Raw genomic sequence first — 18,404 nt, forward strand, 5'->3', positions numbered from 1 at the left:
AGCCAACGTAAAAAAGCTCAGGATTTACGCTCATGAAGCAGCCGTTCCGGAGCTTTTTTAAAGCTTTTTTACTCTCCTTAATATTTCATGCATTTCTTAATCAGCCAGTGACAATAGATCATCAAACGTCACAATCCCGATGAGTGCATCGTCCTCTCCCTCCACAACAGGTACGGCCAGCAGGCCATATTTTTTAATAATCTCCAATATTTCAAGTCTGTGCGCGCCTGCCGGGACGGTAATAAGCTTTCCATTCATAATATCTGCAATCAGACTGTCTCCCGGGGAAATGATCAGTTGGCGCAGCGATACGACACCCTTCAAGCAGCCGTCGTCACCCGTTACATACAGATAATAAATCGTCTCCGCGTTCGTCTTTTTTAATCGCAGACGGTTCAAAACATCTGTTACCCGTTCTGAAGCCGCAATGGTGAATACATCCGAGGTCATTAGTGATCCGGCCGTTCCTTCTTCGTATGCGAGCAGTTGCTTAATATCGTCCGCCTCCTCCTTCTCCATCCGGTTGAGAAAGAAATCAGCTTCCTTCTGTGAAAGCAGGCCGAAGAAATCCGCCGCATCATCAGAAGGCAGCTCATTGAGCATAGCAACAGCATAGTCCCTGTTTAGCTCGACAATCATCTCCTTTTGTATTCCGGGAATCAGTTCACTGAAGATTTCCCCAAATTCTGCAGGAGACAGAAAGGAATAGACACGCTCCCGCTTCAACTGATCCAGGCTGAGAAAGAATTCTGTCTGATCTGACGGATGAAGGTCCAGGAAATCCCTGCGAAAAAGATCCTGCCGCCCGTCCTTTATCGCTTGCAGCATGTAATAGGTATATTCCTCTTTGAATTTATATTGATGCAGCTTCATCATTGCTGCTCCCTCCTCTCATGCCATCCATATAGCCTTGACCGCTATAATTGCTCGACCTCAACGCTCTGAACATGGTCGATTTTCTTGATATAGTAATAAATTTCTGTGGTGTATTGGGAATCCGGAACTGAAAGCGTCAGGTCAATCAATTGGCAATTGTTCTCCAAGTCCTTCAGCTTCATGTAGCGGATTTTGAACTCGCGCTTGGCATTTATACCGTCCTGTCCTTTGCGTTCAATCGTTTTGATCAGCTCTGTCATCCGGTAGTTGGGCTCTACCATAATTTTGACCGCTACATCATGGCGGCTCAGCGTCTCCGGGCCAATCGATTTGATCAGTATAGGCACTACATTGACAGCAGCAATCAGTAAAATAACACCCACTGCGGCTTCCGCATAAAACCCCGCCCCAATCGCAATACCAAGCGCCGAGGACGACCAGATCAGCGCTGCGGATGTCAACCCGGAAATAACCTCGTTGCTCCTGCGAAGAATAACACCTGCTCCGATAAAGCCTACCCCGCTCACAATTTGGGCTGCCAATCTCATCGGGTCCATATTCGGATGATTCGTCCCGCCGAATTTGCCAAAGGCATGAATAGACACCAGCGTAATCAGACAGCTTGCCACACAGATGACCATACTGGGCCGGAGCCCCAACTGCTTGTGCTTGATCTGTCTGTCAATGCCAATCAGCATCCCGAAGACCAGTGCCAACCCAAGCTTCATCATCATTTCCATCATCACCGTAATCTCCTCCCTCCATCCTGCTCCCGGCAGGGACGGGACATTTATTTTCAGTCGTCCCGATTCAGTAGCTGTGTACCTGCCCAGCGATGCAATTTGCACATAAAAAAAGCGCCCCTGTAAAAGAGCGCTGATCGCGAATACTGTATTCGGCTGTCCGCATGGCAAAATAAGCTTGTCTCATTCACTTGCTCCGCCAGGGAACAGATGGCATATCAAACAAGGGGCGCATGACAGCAATAGCCGTACAGTATATGCCTCTTTACATCTTGTGCAGTTATGAAATATTCAACTAGCGAACTTCGGCTGCTGTCCATGCGCATATCCCCCCTTTTCAAAATAAAAAACCCTCCAAAATACGAAGAGGGTCAAGAGCGCGTCAATGACGCACACCGTCTCCCCTGGTCCGGGCTTTGGCACTATACAACGTAAAGAAATGAAGGAACCACTTCTTAGCTGCGTTATGGAAAGCCTTAGTTCGACAATCCCTGTTCTACCCGTAGGCATCTTTCGATGTGGCTGGGCAGCAGCCTGTGTTTGTATAGGAGCCTCACCTAACGAGGACTGATTTGTACATGGAGGATTCTAACCCGCGGCTACAGAGCTTGTCAATAGTCTGGACAGTGAAAATCTTGCTTATGCTATCACGCCTTATTAGACTTCGCAGAATTCCCAACCGCTGCATTCGGAGTGCAAGCTCCTTTCGGGCTGTAAATGGATATCCATTCATCCAGCACATGCATAGCATATAAGGATGCTTGCCGCATTTCAAAAAATTAAAATTTTCTCTTGACAAACAAAAAAACAAGGCGTACGATGGCAGTGGAATTGAATATGTCCTCGTTAGGTGAGGCTCCTATACGAACACAGGCCACTGCCCAGAAATATCGAAAGATGCCCATGGGTAGAACAGGGATTGCCGGGTTAAGGCTTTTCATAAGGTGGCTAAGAGATCCAAAATCTCTTTACGTTGTATAGTGCCAAAGCTCGACTAGGGGGAATCGAAAGTGTTTTTTTGTGCGCTTTTTTGACCCTCTGGCCGGCTGGAGGGTTTTTCTGTTGCCATTTTATTTCGCAAAGGGGGAATAACCGCATGGATAGTAGTCCCGGTTATATATGCTGTTTGACCGTTAGAAATTCAATCCAGAGAGAGAATCGTATCCGCGATGCTCTCCGTTCATTATCCTGCTTAATTCCCCGCGAAAAAAGCGACTTCCGCCGGGTTTATTTAAGTATGCGCTTTTGACCGGTGAATGCCTCGGTGCGGTTCAAATTCAAGCTCTCTCTGGCCGACAGGGAGAGCTTTTTTTGCATGCATTTTATTGGACCTGCAGACTGACAGCAGTCTGCCCGAGGAGGAGCTACACATGGAAAAAGTAACGAAAGACAAAGAAAAATGGACCCAAATGATTGCCGAGCAACTCATTCAATCATCCGTCGCGATGGAGGAGGATGTGCTTGAGGATTTCGGCACAAGCCGTCAAGGCTTGTCTGACTCAGAAGCCAAAACAAGGCTGGATCGATATGGAAAAAACCAGATTACCCATGACAAAACACCAGCCTGGTACATTCAACTGCTGAGCTGCTTCAAAAATCCTTTCATCCTCATCCTGCTGTCCCTTGCGGCCTTTTCCTATTTCATGGATGACGATGTCCAGGCGGTTATTATCATTGGGACAATGGTTTCCGTCAGCATTATCATTACCTTTACACAGGAATACCGCTCGTCACGAACAGCCGAGAAGCTGAAAGCGATGGTCAAAACGACCTCAACCGTAACCCGCATAGACGGACGCAAAGAGATCGATATGGAGCTTCTCGTCCCCGGTGACATCATTCATCTGTCTGCCGGGGATATGGTTCCGGCCGATGTGAGGCTGCTTGTATCCAAAGATTTGCATGTAGGCGAATCCGCGCTAACCGGTGAAGCCATGCCTGTGGAGAAAATGGATACCCTTCCGCGCGGAGTGCTGAAGCTGGCACGCAAACAGATCAAGCCTTCAAACGCGCTGGAGCTGAACAATATGTGCTATATGGGCACCAATGTCGTGAGCGGATCTGCGACAGCAGTTGTAGTAGCAACCGGCTCCAATACGTACTTCGGCTCCATGGCCAGTACGCTAGTCGGCAAGCCGCCTCTGACCAGCTTTGATAAAGGCGTCAAAAGCATTACATTCGTCCTGATCCGTTTCATGATGATTATGGTGCCGATCATATTCGTCATTAACGGCTTTTCCAAAGGCGACTGGTGGGAAGCGCTTCTGTTCGGCTTGTCGGTAGCAGTTGGTTTGACACCCGAAATGCTGCCCGTCATTGTGGCAGGAAATCTGGCCAAAGGCGCAGCCACTATGGCGCGCAACAAGGTCGTCGTCAAGCGTCTCAATGCCATTCAGAACTTTGGTGCCATGGATATTCTCTGTACGGATAAGACCGGGACGCTGACCCAGGACAAGATTATTCTGGAGAAGCATCTCGATGTGCGGGGCAAGGAAAATCAGAAGGTGCTGGAGTATGCATATTTGAACAGCTACCATCAGACTGGTCTGAAAAACCTGCTCGATGTCGCCGTGCTGGAACATGCCGAGCTCACTTCTATGCTGGGTGCGGAAAAGAACTATCATAAAGTGGATGAAATCCCTTTTGATTTCAATCGCCGCCGGATGTCTGTCGTCTTGGAGACGAAGGACAATGATCATCTTCTGATCTGCAAAGGGGCCATGGAAGAAGTGCTCAGCATTAGCTCTCATATTGCGGATGAGAACGGAAATCCGGTTCCATTGACTGGTGAAATGACAGAGAAGGTGCAGACACTGGTCCACAATATGAACACGGACGGCCTGCGTGTGCTGGCTGTTGCAATCAAGCGAACTGGAGCACGCGGAGAGGCTTATGGCATTCAGGATGAAAAAGAACTGATGCTTGTCGGCTACCTCGCCTTCCTTGATCCGCCGAAGGAAACCGCCAAAACCGCTATTCGGGCACTCAAGGAAAACGGCATTGACGTCAAGGTTATAACCGGAGACAACGCAGCGGTTACCCGCAAAGTATGCAAGGATGTCGGCATCAAGGTTAACGATATTCTGCTCGGCAGCTCCATCGAAGCGATGACCGATGAACAGTTGGCGGATGTTGCAGAGAGAACAACCGTGTTCGCCAAAGTCAACCCGCTGCAAAAGGCCCGGATCGTCCGGGTACTGAAGAGCAAAGACCACACGGTCGGCTTTATGGGCGACGGCATTAATGATGCAGTATCGCTGAAGGAAGCGGATGTGGGGATTTCGGTAGATACGGCTGTTGATATTGCCAAGGAATCAGCGGACATTATTTTGCTGGAGAAAAGCCTGATGGTTTTGGAGCAAGGGGTCATTCAGGGGCGAATTACGTTTGGCAACATGATCAAATATATTAAAATGACGGCCAGCTCCAACTTCGGCAACATGTTCAGCGTGCTCGTAGCCAGTGCATTCATCCCGTTTCTGCCGATGCTGCCGATTCACCTGCTGATTCAAAATTTGTTCTACGACATTTCCCAGCTCTCCATTCCGTGGGACCGGATGGATAAGGAATATTTGCGCAAGCCGCAAAAATGGGATGCAAAATCTGTCAGCCGGTTCATGGTATTTATCGGTCCAATCAGCTCCATTTTCGATATTACGACCTATGCGCTGATGTGGTATGTATTTTCGGCCAACTCTGTGGAGCACCAGACGCTGTTCCAGTCGGGCTGGTTTATTGAAGGGTTGCTGTCACAGACGCTAATCGTGCACATGATTCGAACAGAGAAAATACCGTTCATCCAAAGCCGTGCCAGTGCACCTGTCATTCTGCTGACCAGCCTCATTATGGCTCTTGGCATTTACCTGCCATTCAGCGGATTCGGTTCAAGCATCGGGCTGCAGCCGCTGCCGATGGCGTACTTCCCTTGGCTTGTCGTAACATTACTGTCGTACTGTGTACTGACACAAATCATTAAAAAATGGTATATCCGCAAATTCAACAGCTGGTTGTAAGAGTTAACAGGTTCAGTTGATCATGCCATTTGGGCAGATCAGCCCGCCTGCCGTACCAGAAGGAGGTTTACCCACATGAACATCTCTATGCTGATGACACGAAACGTGATAAAAATTAAAGAAACAGCTTCCATCCGCCAGGTATTAAAGCTGTTTGGTGAGCATGGCATTAGCTCAGCTCCTGTCGTAAACAGCCGGAATGAAGCCATCGGCTTTATCAGCACCCGGGATATGATGCGTTATATCGGAAAGCATAAGCCGATTCTCTTTCCCGCACCGTCCTGGCATATATTCAACCAGCGCATTGTCTGGTTGGACCAGATTGATCTGAAGCATAAGATCCGCCATCTGATCCGCTGCAATGTAATGGACGTCGCTTCACGCCAGTTAACGATTATCCCGGAGCATACCCCGGTTGAAAAGGTGGCCGCCATGCTCGGTGAGGATCATGTGGACCATATTTTGGTCGGGCACGGCAAATCTGTCACTGGCATTGTGGGCCGCAACGATGTCATTGAATACTTGTACAGATTTTCAGGGACGCTAGTCCCGTCTTCCGCTTCGGATAAATCGGGGTCAGGATATTTCAAGGGAAACCAGGGCATGGCGGTCAATGAATCAGGTTCATTTTGAGTCCATGAGCAGAACTACACTATGAAAATTGGATATCCATGCAACAGAACGGCAATTGCGCAACTGGCTGAACCTCCCTCCTTTTTCACGGGCAAGGTTCAGCCAGTTGCTGCTTGTCCTTTGGCAATAGGATATGCCGCTGGATTTGCTATGGCAAAATCACGGCATTACAAAAGACTAGATGTCTCGTTTTTGATATTGAAACGGTTTTTCAAAAGAGTAAATTTTATCGAAAAATCCCTTATACGGGATATCATCTTCCATACATTTTATGCGAAACGACAACTCCTCATCACACTCCGGTTCTTCGCCGCTATCACGCATATCCTTAAATCCCTCAATAATATATTCCAGCATATTGACGTTGATAAACAAGGGCAGCATATCCAACATCGAATCATCGAGCCTGGTCTCGGATCTGTATCCCGCAAGGATGGTTTCAAAGTAATCGTCCATAAATGCTTTGCGTTTAGCGGCATCCGGTTCAAATTGGATCCACCCTACGCCGTTTCCCCAGACATCTGCCAGGTCAAACATATACCAACAGTAGCATGAGTTATCGAAATCATATGCGGTAATTTGCCCGTTATCAAAATCGATGGAATAATTCCCGTCATTGTAATCAAAATGAACCAACCCGAACGTCTCCTGGTTCCTCTCCAATTCTCCCAAGGTATTCAGGAGCGCTACCATCTTCTCCTTAAGCAGAGATAAGGAGTCGGGGATCAGTTTATCTATATAATCGGCATTGATTTTGTCAAAAAAACTATGCCGGCGATGGACTGGCGTATAGCCTTTCGATATTTGGTGCATGTTCCCCAGAACTTTCCCGCAATTATAAAAATATTCGGAAAGCGGAGCGCCTTCCCGGTACTGATAGTGATTTTCCACCAGCAGTTTTCCTTTGGCCTTTTCAAACAGGCAGATAAAGAAGGTGTGATTATTATGCCTAACCTCTTCAACCAGATTCCCCTGCCGGGAGCTGATGACATTTGAGACGCTGCCTCCGTGCTCAAATAAATACCTTACATATTCCATTTCACCCAGAAAATCTTCCCGGCTCCTGTCAGGCAGGAAAGAAATTCGGAGTATTTTCGCGCCCTCACCTTCTTTTTCAAAGGTATAGACGACATTCCGGCCACCTTCATGTGGCGGAATCTGTTGAATGGCATAGCCCTCCAACCCGAACAACTCCGATGCTGCCGTAAGCAATTCTCCAAGTGAAACGACCTCATTATAATTCATTCGATCTTCCTTTCTCGTAAGCCTCTATTTTTAGTTTTGATGCAATAAGAGCGTACCATATCAACGGCACAGGCAATGAACTTTTTTGATCATATTAATTGCTCCGCACGATGATGGGCGCGAACCATTCCATTTGACAATACTGCCCATCATAGGAATCCATATCGACTTTTTCGAAAAACAACTCGCTATCCAACAGCTCGTATTTTCCACTATGCTCCTTGGCAAGCCGATCGATAGCGGTATACAGCGCCTCTGCCCTCGGCTCGTCAATTTCCTCATAATGATGGTTCCCGATAGAGCGAAAATAGACGCATAAAGAAGACGGGACGGTGTCGCCTGTAAAGCCGTCAGGAATATCGTTCAGATTGTGGACGCGCATCGACGGCAGATAGTCCGTCCAGCTAAGCGATGGGTCAGGTGTTGTTCTCAGACCATAATAAATATGGGGTTCTGCCGGATTAGGCACTTGATGCCGGTCGTTCCGCCAAAACTGCCTGGCCGCTTTGGGCGCTTCTGTCGGCGCTTCAGCAATCTCGATGCGCTGCCTTCGCCCGATCAAATGAAAGGATGGAATCATGACCATATTCGGCCCGTACACCACATTTTCGCACACATTGTTTTCGGGGAACAGATGAAAAGGAGGCGTGATATGAATGTTTGTTCCAGAATGTCTGTATTCGCCAGGCGTCAGCCCATACTCTCGCTTAAAAGCGCGGATATAGGCTTGCTCATGCCCATAGCCGCATTCAATAGCAATGTCGAGGACCCGCTTCCCGGTCAGCATCAATTTCTCCAGGCTGGCGGCCAGCTTGCGGGAGCGAATATAGCTTTGCATCGGCACGCCGAAAACGAACTTGAAGAGTCGACGTAAATGAACGGTGGAGACCGGGAGCTCATCGAGATATTCTGTCTCTCTGGTGCCGGCAATATTGTCCTCTATTCGTAATAGGAGCTCAGATAAAAGTTTGTATGGTTCGATACCGATGTCACACTCCCAGCATATTTTGGTTTCCTATATAGACATAATAGCAAATTCAATAGGGGAATTTACAGATGATGGAGAAAAAAGATTTTACATGCAGCCAAATAACAAACGACACCCCTTTTTAATGAAAAGGAATGTTAAATTCCAATGTTGATTTATGACCATATAAAAACCGCCTTGAAGTGAGGCGGTTTTTATGAAGCAATTATTCTTTATAATTAATTTGTTGTTGGAACTATATTCCTAACCAAAATCTTTAAATTATCTCTGTAACCTATAAAATAATTCAAATCATCTTCTGTTGTAACATATGCTTGATATCCCCACCTGTCATCTAATGGGAAAATAATTGAAGTGACCTTAAACTCTTTCCTACCATCAGCAGTATTTGCTTCAATTGTTTCTGGTTCATTTAATTCAAATTCTACTGAGAAATTTTTGATTGTTTCAAACTCTTCATTTGAAACTGGAGGGTCAAACCCATAACTATCTGGGAAATCCATAACAATCAACTTTAATATTCTGTTATATCTCTCGGTATTTTTAATGACTTCTATTTTATTTCCAGACTCGTATAAGTTCATCTTGGAAGCTTTATTTAAAATCGTTTCATTGCTGTTATTCGATTTAAGCAAAAATATTATAGAACAAATAACTAATAGTGAAATTATGATTGATATCCATTTCGTTTTAGCTTTCATAACAATTCCTCCCATCTAGGAAATATTTTGGTTTATTCAGCCCTCTTTCTGGCTTTTCAAGAGCCGATTGGGTGGCTGTACATAGCAACAAACTGGAACGGCCAATAAGCTGTAAAAAATATAGAGCAGCGTTGAATAAGGAAATACATTTTACAGGTACAGATTGGACTTCATCAAAAATGACGACCGCATTCGACATCTGATGCAGTCTGCGTACATTACGTGTCCCTTTTGCATAAAACGTGTTTAAAAACTGAACCATCGTTGTAAAAATAATCAGGCGGTCCCAGTTGTCTCGGGCGATCCTGATCTTTTTCTTCCGGACATCGTAATCTTCATCCTCAGAATCCGTCTTTTCAATCACAACATTAGAATGATGTTCCAGGATCATATCATGCTCTTGCAGAATGTTGCGTACCTCATCTGCATTTTGCTCAATAATTGTGGTGTACGGCACGATATAAATAATTCGTTATTTACCGTGTGTGATCGCATGCTTGAGTGCATACCGCAGGCTCGCGAGTGTTTTACCTCCCCTTGTCGGGATGGACAGCGTGTAGATGCCTGAAGGATAAGCTGCGAAAGTGTCGCATTGAAGCGACATCTCTCGTCTCAGACGATTGATCGGGGTGTCCGCATGGCCTGTGTTAAGCTCTTCAAGATGATTCATTAGCGCTTCATAGCTTCTTTTGAAGAACGAAAGATGATCAATTGGCTGTTCTTCCTTTTCATCTTCTTCAAAAAGTCTGGTGTTCGTCCGGTCCGCATCAATTAAGCAGCTAAAAATATATTTAATAAGCAAGGAGATTGCAACTGGAGGCAAGCCCTGCTGTTGAACAAACGCCAGATGATGCTTGAGCTCGCTTTTGGCTTTGTTAAAGTATTCATCGAGGCTTTTCGCCGAAAAATGATTGAAAAATTCTGAGACTGCCTCTTCATACTCATCCAGTTTTTTGGAATCTACCCGCTTAATGAATGACTGTTATAACTGGGGATCGAGAAAATCCCGCAGTCCCTGATGATGCGAAATGACGCAGTTGGCAATCCACTCTGCCGCCAGCTTATCGTCATATGCAGCAGAATCTTTATGATAATGGAGATAGAGGAGCCTGCCGCGAGCTGTGGAATGATCAACAGATCCTTTGGCTGGAGGATTATCCGGATTTTCGACTGCTTGTTGAATGTATGTTCTGAAACCCATTGTAAATTTACCTAAATCATGCAGTATGCCGGCCAACCCGGCTAAATAGCGGACACCAATTTTGTCTCCAATACGTTCGCACAGCTGCTGAACCTCCAGCAAATGCTCCTGAACCGTTTGAATATGACCATCCTTTTGGCGGATATGAGCGATATAATCCATTGGACCTCCTTTATCCATTGATAAACTTAAACTATTTACCCATATAAAGGGTATAAAGTATCAATTAACTTATTCGACATCAAGTTACATATTCCTACCAATAAAATATAATATATGTAAATTTTTTGTCGTTTGGATAGCGTTCTATATGAGATCATAGTTCATATCTGTTTACGGGTATTAAAAGTAAGTGAGCATTTACTTATGGAAAAAGATTTTCGAAGGAGCGTAAGAAAGAGAAACGATGTACTATTTTATAGGACTGAGACAGTATGTTATTTTAAAATAAACCAAAAAAATGAATAAACAGCAGTTGACACCACTTTGCTTAGACATATAAAGTAAAGATTAGAATAGAATAAAAAAGTTAAGCATACGTATGCTTGAATTGGTGCGAATGTGAAGCTCCCATGATTTTCCCGGTTCCTTCGCACCTCGAAACTTGTCGAAAACAACGAAAAATCATAAATTATAAGAAAAGTCAATGTTTTTAGGGTTGTTAAAAGCAATGTTTTTAGAAGGGATTTCTGGAATTCTTCCTTTTAAAGGGTTAATTCTGCTCATTTTCGCTGTCGCACTCTACATGAGTGCGTGGATTGAAACAAAAAGACTTCGGTCATTGTCGATGGTCATTATGGTCGCACTCTACATGAGTGCGTGGATTGAAACGGGAAGGCGTATTTCCCCCACTACTTTAACCGGGTCGCACTCTACGTGAGTGCGTGGATTGAAACACCATCAATAGCAAGTCACCGTCATCTAACTCGCGTCGCACTCTACACGAGTGCGTGATTTTACGGGAATCTACTCTATTCATTTCAATTCAAAATCCCATTTAGCGATTAGTCCAATTTCCTGAAAGGAGTGATGTATTTTGCATACAACAATTAAAATGAAATTTCACATCAGACTATCGGAGAGGTCATTGAAGAACTAAACAGGGGATTCGGCTTACTGGCGGATTCCCTGAAATTTGAGGAGGAATCCTAATTTGATCACATTAAGAGAAATTAACAAACATAACTGGGAGACATGTATTCAGCTTCAGGTAGAGCCTGGGCAGGAAGCCTACATTGCTTCTAATCTATATTCAATTGCGCAAGCGCAATTTCTGGACGGGTTTGTGACGAAGGGAATCTACAAAGAGGATCAAATGATCGGCTTTGCAATGTATGGTCTCGATGCCGATGATGGGAATTACTGGGTTTATAGATTTATGATTGATCGGCGTTTCCAAAAACAAGGCTTCGGCCAGTTAGCTATGCAACAGGTTATTGAAGATATCCGCAGCAAAGCAGACCGGACCGATGTGATTTTATTGGGGTATGATCCGGGCAATCGTCAAGCCAGAGCATTGTATGCCAAGGCCGGCTTCATAGAAGAAGAAATTGCTCCATGGGGTGAACAAGTTGCAAGGTATCGCTTTACTTTGTGATTTAATACAAACAGGCTGCCGACATGGCAGCCTGCCCCCTTTCCAGTCCTTATACTATAACCTTTGCATAAGCATCCGCCCTACCTGCTCAACCCCGGAAATCCCACTTTTATTTTCGTGTTATAGATTCATCATGGATATGGCGAAGCAGATTAATTAGCTCTTGCAGACGTGCTTTTGGGGACAAATTTGAAAGTACAGTCTCTCCCCGCTTTAAAGCTATGGCTTCTCGAATAAGCCGATGCCATTGTGCCGGCATCACTTGAAGTCCGTACTCGCCTGCTCCGATCTTGCTAGTAATCTCATGTTCTCTTAAGGTGTAAAGCTGTCTGAGCATACCAAGAGCACACCAAGCTATACTTTCATCCAGATGATCCTTCGCTGAGTCATCCGGCACATCCGTCTCCAACGCATTCTCCAGCCGCCCGATCCAGCCAGCCCAATATGTATCCATATTGTCTCTTACGTAAGCCAATAATTCCTCTAATGCCGGTTCATAGTTCAAAGGCTTTTTTCCGCCCCATACACAGATACTATTCTTTCTAAGCATCCACAAAGTCACTGGATTTATATCTGATCCCGTTCCGTCTGTATGAAGTTTTTGGCTAAAATATGTAGCATACACAGGTATGTCCCTGTATGCTTTTCCCAGGTCATTTCTGCAAATATAGGCTCCCATTATATCCGTGCCGGGTATTTCCCTCTCCATCTGTTCATGTACTTCAGCAATGGCTTGTATTTCTGTAGGCAGCGGCGGACGCTTGATCAACGCCACAAAATCGATATCGCTTGAGACTTCAATATACGCCCCCAATGCGGTAGAACCATAGACATATACCGCTTCCAAATTATCTCTCATGCGATCTTGCAATAAACGGCACAGTGTGCGCATTGTCGAATCTACCCGTTCCGGCAGCATTTATATCTCCCTCTCCATTGTTATCTCCCACCCGTTCCATCCTTCATACCACTGTCTTTGGGCGGGCTCCAGTTTTGCATAAGTAACAGCAACCATACAAATAAAATGTATGCTAATTATAGAAAATGACCTTGCACACTTCCCTAGATCATATTGTAATTCTATAACTTTTTACAACTGTTGGAAATAGAATTGATATTTCTGATATCATATACATCCGGGAATCACTAAATCGAAACCGGATTGATTTTATATTGAGTGGAAGGAGTCATTCTAATAAGAAAGGAATTGATGAACAACATTACATCTGTAAAAGAATAGCTATGCAGGCAGTAATTCCTTTCTCATTTAACTGGAGCTGGCTTTTCTTCTTCCGAACTTTTTCCACCCAGGTCTTATCTGTAATGATTTTATCGCCCAAGACGTTGCTGACATATCCGTCCAGCTCTCTCCATGCCCACTCGGGATAACCGAGCCCTTTATTCATATCATCTTCCTCCTCCGTATGCTCGCCCTTGCCCAGCCGCGCTTGAACGAGTTTCTTGAATCTCTCGAATTCGTCGGGGTTCTTCACCCAGGGCAGCGGGCAATACTTCCATCCTACAACCCCTTTATGAGTAAATATCACATTCGGAAAACACGCTCCCGAATCAAATATGCGACAAGTTCAGCAGCATTATGAAATGTATCCTCGTGAATGCTTCCATCCTTCTCAATGCACATTTCAATACCGATTGTACTGTTGTTCGGATAGGTCCCAAGCGTCTCCAATGCCTCCCGGGTATACGTTTTGCTGCCGCAATGGTAAGCCAGCTCATCGTCAGGAATACTGTTGTAAATTGAAGTCCGGTCGACGGAAAACTGGGCGCTTGCGTACCGGGCTTTTGTTTTGTAATTGGGATTTTGTTTGGACAGCCCGGCGAAATAACTGCTGATATTTTTGGCTGGAGCCCCGGGGGACGCTGTGTAGTGCATGACAAAGCCCCATTTTGCCCATATTTTCAAAAATGCTGATTCCCTCTGTGCCTATGATGAACATAAGCATGGCATTTCTCATAAAGTCATTCGTGTTGCCGGCGATCACATCCAGCTGATGCGCTACAATAACGAATACGAGCGTCAGAGATTTGCGCATCAGTCCCCACCAGCCTACCCGGCTGGACAACTCCCGTCTGTATCAGGCTGACAAGACGCCGGTTGTATAATCAAGCCCTACAAAAATAGTAACGGCAATCAGCAGGTGATCAATTCCGCCGACAAGATATACCGCTGATGATACCAGCCAGCCGAGCATTGCAGTCAGCAACATGTCTTTGTGCATTTTCGCTAACCCCCTTCCTGCAACAGTTCTCTATGCTAGAGTAGACGGTAAGAGAGGGTTCCTCCCGAAATTAGAAAGAGACCAGGCAGCCCCGGTCTCTTTAGTAAGTTACTTCTTCAGTCCTGTCTGTCCACAAACGGCATTCTCGCACAATCCCTATGCTGGATAGGGGGCAAAAAAGTTCCTAACTACTATCTCGTTTTCATTTCATTCTCTTCTCATGCCCTGTTCAACTGTTTTCACAAATTGCTTCCGATACTCTCTCGGACTTGTACCCATCTGTCTCTGAAATTGTGATGCAAAATGATTATAGTTCTGAAAGCCAACCTCATAAGCCGCCTCGCTTGCTGTCCGCCCTGCATGACGAATGAGTGCAGAAGCCTGGCGAATCCGCATTTCACTGAGCATATGTACAAGCGTGGTTCCTGTTGTAGCTTTGAACAAATGGGACAGCCTGGAGGCGGAAAGGCCGACAGCCCGTGCAACGGTTTCAATTTTTATGGGCTCTCTCATATGCCTGGATAAATAATGAAGCGTCTGCTCTACCCGGGGATCGAGCTTGTCCCGGGAACGATCCGCAATCAGCAGCAAAATACCGCGAATTTCATTTTCACATAGCTCCCGCCACAATGGGCGCTGCTCCCTCGAGTCCAGCAGGACGTTTCGCAAAGCGCGGTAAACCCGATTTTGCAGATGCTCATTTCCCAAATGCTGCACAATCAACTCCTCTCCCGGCAAATAGTGTGTTTCATTCAGACCGGGAAAATGCGCCCATATGAAATTCCACTGCTTGCCTGGGGCTGCCCCATACTCGTGAGGGACACCACTGCGCAGCAGTGCGAGATCCCCCTCATAGCATTGATTAATGCCGGAAGGCGTATGAAAATAGCCCTCCCCGCTTAGCGTATAGGTCATAAGCCAATCTTCCATGCCGCCCGGCCGGCTGGTCGTATAGCGATCCGTCTCATTGAAATGACCGGCGAAAATTGTACCGTAAGCAGGCGATGCATAGCTCTCAAAGCGGTCATATTGACTCACAGGGGTGCTCCCCTCTCTGGCTTCATGATCAAATATGCCTCCATTATAGCGTTCCGTCAGCTATTCGTCACCACCCTTATCGCAGCAGAATAACAGGAGTTATTAATAGAATCTGTACTTCTGAAAAGGAAGGGTTGAAGCTATTATTTAAGGCAAGGATCATGGAAACCCAGCAAACATAATGAAGAAGGAAGAGAGACAATACAGCAAAGACAATCAACTTAAAGGAGCGATAACATGAGTAAAGCAAAAGTATTGACAACAGAGCAGCTGGAACAATTTGAAACAGAGGGTTATCTGATCATCAGGGGTCTGTTCCGGAAGGAAGAACTGGCGGAAATTGAAGAAGTATTCGAGGAAATTAGCCAAACGGCCGTACCAGGGTATTTTGAACCGGAACTGGATCGGGCAGCAGATGATCCGCTTAAACGCTATCCGCGTGTTATGCACCCGCACCGGTTCAATGACAAGGCGATGCGCTATATGCTGCATCAGCCAGTGCTCGCCGTGCTTCGTGAGTTGTATGGGGAGCCTGCTCTGGCAGCACAAAGCATGTTCTATTACAAGCCGCCGGGTTCACGCGGGCAGGCGCTGCATCAAGATAATTTTTATCTGAAGGTGGAGCCGGGGAACTGCATTGCGGCATGGACAGCCATTGATGCAGCCGATGAGGAGAACGGGGCATTGCTGGTGGTGCCAAAAACAAGCCAGCATGAGATTTCATGCCCGGAGACTGCTGATGAGCAGGAATCCTTCACCACCCATTATATCAAGCCTCCTAAGGACAAAACAGCAATCCCTGCTGTTATGGGCAAAGGCGATGTGTTATTTTTCAATGGCAATCTGATTCACGGCTCTTATCGTAACAGATCCAAAAACCGATTCCGCCGTGCCTTTATCTGCCACTATGCCAATGAATCCGCCGTCCGTATTGCAAGTCACTATCGTCCGTTGTTCAAAGAAGACGGTACCATTGTCTACCTGGAATCCAACCCGGATGGCGGACCTTGCGGGTCCGAGTTCGAGACCCTGTACCCGCACTGAATTTTAATTTCCCGGATAAGCGGCGGTTCTGCAAGTTGCAATCAGTCAGTCCACAATGGAGCAAGGGGAAGTGCTCCCCTTCTCCCTATCCAGCTGTTCAAACCTGGACATTTATACGCTAAGCTCAAGGATCATTACGAAATAAATTGCTGCCGCTCTGCCTTACCCGCTTCTACAGTGCGAGTCAACTCTTCAATGAGCTGGGCAATCAACGGCTTTTCCTGCTCGGCAATCGTATCCAGGCGGCTGTTAATTATCTCCGCATCAAATTCTCCTTTAACCTGCATTTTCAATATAAGATGTCTAAGAACTAGCACATTCTGCTCCAACTGTTGAAATGGCTGAACGTCAATCGCCGATGCAGACAAATAACCAAGACGGATCAGATACTCAACTCGGCTTGCCATTATTTTTTTATGTTCCCACAGGGTGTTCATTGAAATAATCGGGTAACGGAAGGCACGGTCTTGAGGTGTAATAGCTGCCATCTGATCATTGTTATATTTCATTAGACGATAAATGGAGGTTCCGTAGTCATACAAGTCCATGTTGAGATGAAGCTTGACGACTTCTGAGGAGCAGGATTCATGGTAGTAGTCGGTTAATTCCTGGAGAATAATTTTGATGTCCGGTTCTTTAATCAGGGAACGGTATTTGAAATCTTCGTCAGGCTTCCAGACCAGAAAGACATCCTCGTTCCAAAAGCCTGTCTCCAAATCTTGAGTGGCCAGCCGCATCTCTTCAAAGGTTACTTTTTTGATTACATACTGGAGTGTATGATCATATAAAAGAATGGTGTAATAGTCATTGTAAATATCTGCACCGAAGATTAGAACCTCATGAACATGGCTGAAATGTTGGTAAGAGAAGGTCTCGGGAATAAAGAATTTATCGACATTCATGTAGACGTATTTCCCATTTTTCAAAGCATTCAGAATAAACGCATGCATATCAATATCCATTTGCCTTAATGTAGGGATTTTTATCATTTCGTAATCAATAATTGCTTTATAGTAATGGGGGGCGTCACATTTTACAAATCTGAGCTCATTGTCAATGTTATCCAGCACATCTTCCTTGTTGCACTGCAGATTTATAAAGTGGTTGTACAACCACGGCTCGTAATTTTCGAAGGTGGTAATAATCGAAAGCATAAATGCATAATGCATTCTGCCTTTAATGATGGGTGCGGTGTTAACCGGTAACTGGATCATATTATCCCTCCTGCTTGTATTGAGTTGTTTTCGAATTTTAGTGCTTCTTTGTGTGCTTCTTTGTGTGCTCCTTTCTTTGCAACAGAATACGGTTATTTTTTACAGGACTTATATTTATTCTCTCTTTTTCGACGTATTCCTCCCAAACAGATGTTCTTTTTACAACTCTCTAAGCGCAATAAATCCCCATCTCCAAAAATGGCCTCGCTCCAGGAGATCGGGATTATCGCTCTTGCTTATATCTTTTTTCGAAAAGTGTTAAGCCTGCTCCTTCGTGACATCCAATATTTCCTTCGTCGTACGAATACGCCCAAGGCGCGGGAAAATGATATCCCGGACATGATCATGCTCTGCCTGCGAAAGTCCAGTCATGGCATCTATAGCGAAAACAACCTGATATCCATGCATAAAAGCTTCCCTTGCTGTCGTATCTACTCCGATCCCGGATGCGATTCCACAGATAACAATTGTATCAATACCACGTCTGCGAAGCTGAAGGTCCAGATCGGTGCCATAAAAAGCGCCCCACTGCTTCTTCGTCACAATAATGTCCGAATGAGAAACATTCATCTGCGGTAAAATTTCATCCCAGCCTTCCACCATATTGAGGGGCGGAGGAGATTTATCCAGCTTTGGCTTTGGCATATCCTTGCCATCCTTGGTGGATACCCGTACCAGACAAACGAGCGAACCCTTGTTGCGGAATGCATCCGCAAGTGCTGCTGCATTGCTGACTACCTGATCCGCGGAGTACGGGGCATATTGATTGCCAATCCACTTTTGCAAATCAATCACGACAAGAGCTGTCTTCTCTGCCTCAAATAATCGTTCCATAATGCTCTCGCTCCTTAAGTTGATAGGATTTGACTAT

The 18,404-nt window shown here is 45.6% G+C and carries 19 protein-coding genes, 1 pseudogene and 2 riboswitches; of the genes and pseudogenes, 4 read left to right on the forward strand and 16 right to left on the reverse strand.

The genetic code is table 11. The features are described 5' to 3' along the window. Positions 1-96: 96 nt before the first annotated feature. A complete protein-coding gene (locus H583_RS34075) occupies positions 97-876 on the reverse strand; it encodes a magnesium transporter MgtE N-terminal domain-containing protein (RefSeq protein ID WP_036710990.1) in 780 nt (259 codons plus the stop codon). Positions 877-917: 41 nt separating this feature from the next. Further along, positions 918-1,619 (reverse strand): MgtC/SapB family protein, encoded by a 702-nt coding sequence (locus H583_RS0123905; RefSeq protein WP_028562686.1) that lies wholly within the window; start codon positions 1,617-1,619, stop codon positions 918-920. 393 nt (positions 1,620-2,012) lie between these two features. Further along, a riboswitch (M-box (ykoK) riboswitch) is annotated at positions 2,013-2,191 on the reverse strand. A gap of 263 nt (positions 2,192-2,454) precedes the next feature. Next, positions 2,455-2,627, forward strand: a riboswitch (M-box (ykoK) riboswitch). A 362-nt stretch (positions 2,628-2,989) separates the two neighbouring features. Here H583_RS0123905 and mgtA point away from each other — a divergent pair. Together mgtA and H583_RS0123915 are read left to right on the forward strand one after the other, a co-directional pair. Next, positions 2,990-5,632 carry a magnesium-translocating P-type ATPase gene (gene mgtA / locus H583_RS0123910; protein ID WP_028562687.1) on the forward strand — a complete coding sequence of 881 codons (2,643 nt, stop codon included), beginning with the start codon at positions 2,990-2,992 and terminating at the stop codon, positions 5,630-5,632. A gap of 75 nt (positions 5,633-5,707) precedes the next feature. Next, complete coding sequence (locus H583_RS0123915; protein WP_028562688.1) at positions 5,708-6,265, forward strand: CBS domain-containing protein; 558 nt, start codon at positions 5,708-5,710, stop codon at positions 6,263-6,265. A gap of 177 nt (positions 6,266-6,442) precedes the next feature. On the opposite strand, the gene H583_RS0123920 is transcribed toward H583_RS0123915, so the two are convergent. The 6 genes from H583_RS0123920 to H583_RS38005 all read right to left on the reverse strand — a co-directional run bounded on the left by H583_RS0123920 (position 6,443) and on the right by H583_RS38005 (position 10,562). Next, positions 6,443-7,510 (reverse strand): phosphotransferase enzyme family protein, encoded by a 1,068-nt coding sequence (locus H583_RS0123920; protein ID WP_028562689.1) that lies wholly within the window; start codon positions 7,508-7,510, stop codon positions 6,443-6,445. A 94-nt stretch (positions 7,511-7,604) separates the two neighbouring features. After that, entirely contained in the window at positions 7,605-8,516 is a 912-nt protein-coding gene (locus H583_RS35610; RefSeq protein WP_081667512.1) for a helix-turn-helix domain-containing protein, read from the reverse strand. Positions 8,517-8,716: 200 nt separating this feature from the next. Continuing rightward, positions 8,717-9,199, reverse strand: a complete 483-nt coding sequence (locus tag H583_RS0123930) for a hypothetical protein (protein ID WP_028562691.1) — start codon at positions 9,197-9,199, stop codon at positions 8,717-8,719. Further along, entirely contained in the window at positions 9,189-9,656 is a 468-nt protein-coding gene (locus H583_RS37995; protein ID WP_028562692.1) for a hypothetical protein, read from the reverse strand. The genes H583_RS0123930 and H583_RS37995 overlap by 11 nt, the downstream gene beginning before the upstream one ends. Positions 9,657-9,671: 15 nt before the next feature. Next, positions 9,672-10,022 (reverse strand): hypothetical protein, encoded by a 351-nt coding sequence (locus H583_RS38000; RefSeq protein WP_028562693.1) that lies wholly within the window; start codon positions 10,020-10,022, stop codon positions 9,672-9,674. 159 nt (positions 10,023-10,181) lie between these two features. Beyond that, positions 10,182-10,562, reverse strand: a complete 381-nt coding sequence (locus tag H583_RS38005; RefSeq protein WP_028562694.1) for a CRISPR-associated endonuclease Cas3'' — start codon at positions 10,560-10,562, stop codon at positions 10,182-10,184. 991 nt (positions 10,563-11,553) lie between these two features. Here H583_RS38005 and H583_RS0123955 point away from each other — a divergent pair. Next, a complete protein-coding gene (locus H583_RS0123955; RefSeq protein WP_028562695.1) occupies positions 11,554-11,997 on the forward strand; it encodes a GNAT family N-acetyltransferase in 444 nt (147 codons plus the stop codon). 109 nt (positions 11,998-12,106) lie between these two features. Here the strand turns inward: H583_RS0123955 and H583_RS0123960 are convergent, their stop codons facing one another. The 6 genes and pseudogenes from H583_RS0123960 to H583_RS34100 all read right to left on the reverse strand — a co-directional run bounded on the left by H583_RS0123960 (position 12,107) and on the right by H583_RS34100 (position 15,275). Then, entirely contained in the window at positions 12,107-12,916 is an 810-nt protein-coding gene (locus tag H583_RS0123960) for an aminoglycoside adenylyltransferase domain-containing protein (RefSeq protein WP_028562696.1), read from the reverse strand. Between the two features lie 301 nt (positions 12,917-13,217). Further along, positions 13,218-13,544: a hypothetical protein gene (locus tag H583_RS35630; RefSeq protein ID WP_028562697.1), complete on the reverse strand. Its 327-nt coding sequence runs from the start codon at positions 13,542-13,544 to the stop codon at positions 13,218-13,220. After that, a complete protein-coding gene (locus H583_RS34090) occupies positions 13,541-13,891 on the reverse strand; it encodes an N-acetylmuramoyl-L-alanine amidase (RefSeq protein ID WP_028562698.1) in 351 nt (116 codons plus the stop codon). Before H583_RS34090 ends, H583_RS35630 begins: the two co-directional genes overlap by 4 nt. Before the next feature lie 64 nt (positions 13,892-13,955). Then, positions 13,956-14,051 (reverse strand): annotated as a pseudogene (locus H583_RS38180) (phage holin family protein); the annotation flags it as partial. Between the two features lie 42 nt (positions 14,052-14,093). After that, on the reverse strand, positions 14,094-14,237 hold the full coding sequence (locus tag H583_RS36820; protein WP_154665972.1) for a phage holin family protein: 144 nt from the start codon (positions 14,235-14,237) through the stop codon (positions 14,094-14,096). Between the two features lie 207 nt (positions 14,238-14,444). After that, the gene (locus tag H583_RS34100) at positions 14,445-15,275 is read right to left on the reverse strand and encodes a helix-turn-helix domain-containing protein (protein ID WP_245585993.1); all 831 of its coding nucleotides are present in this window, start codon (positions 15,273-15,275) and stop codon (positions 14,445-14,447) included. Between the two features lie 237 nt (positions 15,276-15,512). Between H583_RS34100 and H583_RS0123990 the strand changes: the two genes are divergently transcribed. Next, entirely contained in the window at positions 15,513-16,319 is an 807-nt protein-coding gene (locus H583_RS0123990; protein ID WP_028562700.1) for a phytanoyl-CoA dioxygenase family protein, read from the forward strand. Positions 16,320-16,453: 134 nt separating this feature from the next. Here H583_RS0123990 and H583_RS0123995 read toward each other — a convergent pair whose 3' ends face one another. Together H583_RS0123995 and H583_RS0124000 are read right to left on the reverse strand one after the other, a co-directional pair. Beyond that, positions 16,454-17,533 (reverse strand): hypothetical protein, encoded by a 1,080-nt coding sequence (locus H583_RS0123995; protein WP_028562701.1) that lies wholly within the window; start codon positions 17,531-17,533, stop codon positions 16,454-16,456. Positions 17,534-17,791: 258 nt separating this feature from the next. Further along, positions 17,792-18,367 carry an isochorismatase family protein gene (locus H583_RS0124000; RefSeq protein WP_028562702.1) on the reverse strand — a complete coding sequence of 192 codons (576 nt, stop codon included), beginning with the start codon at positions 18,365-18,367 and terminating at the stop codon, positions 17,792-17,794. Between the last annotated feature and the right edge of the window lie 37 nt (positions 18,368-18,404).

The sequence above is a fragment of the Paenibacillus pinihumi DSM 23905 = JCM 16419 genome (assembly GCF_000422505.1).
Lineage (GTDB): Bacteria > Bacillota > Bacilli > Paenibacillales > Paenibacillaceae > Paenibacillus_D > Paenibacillus_D pinihumi.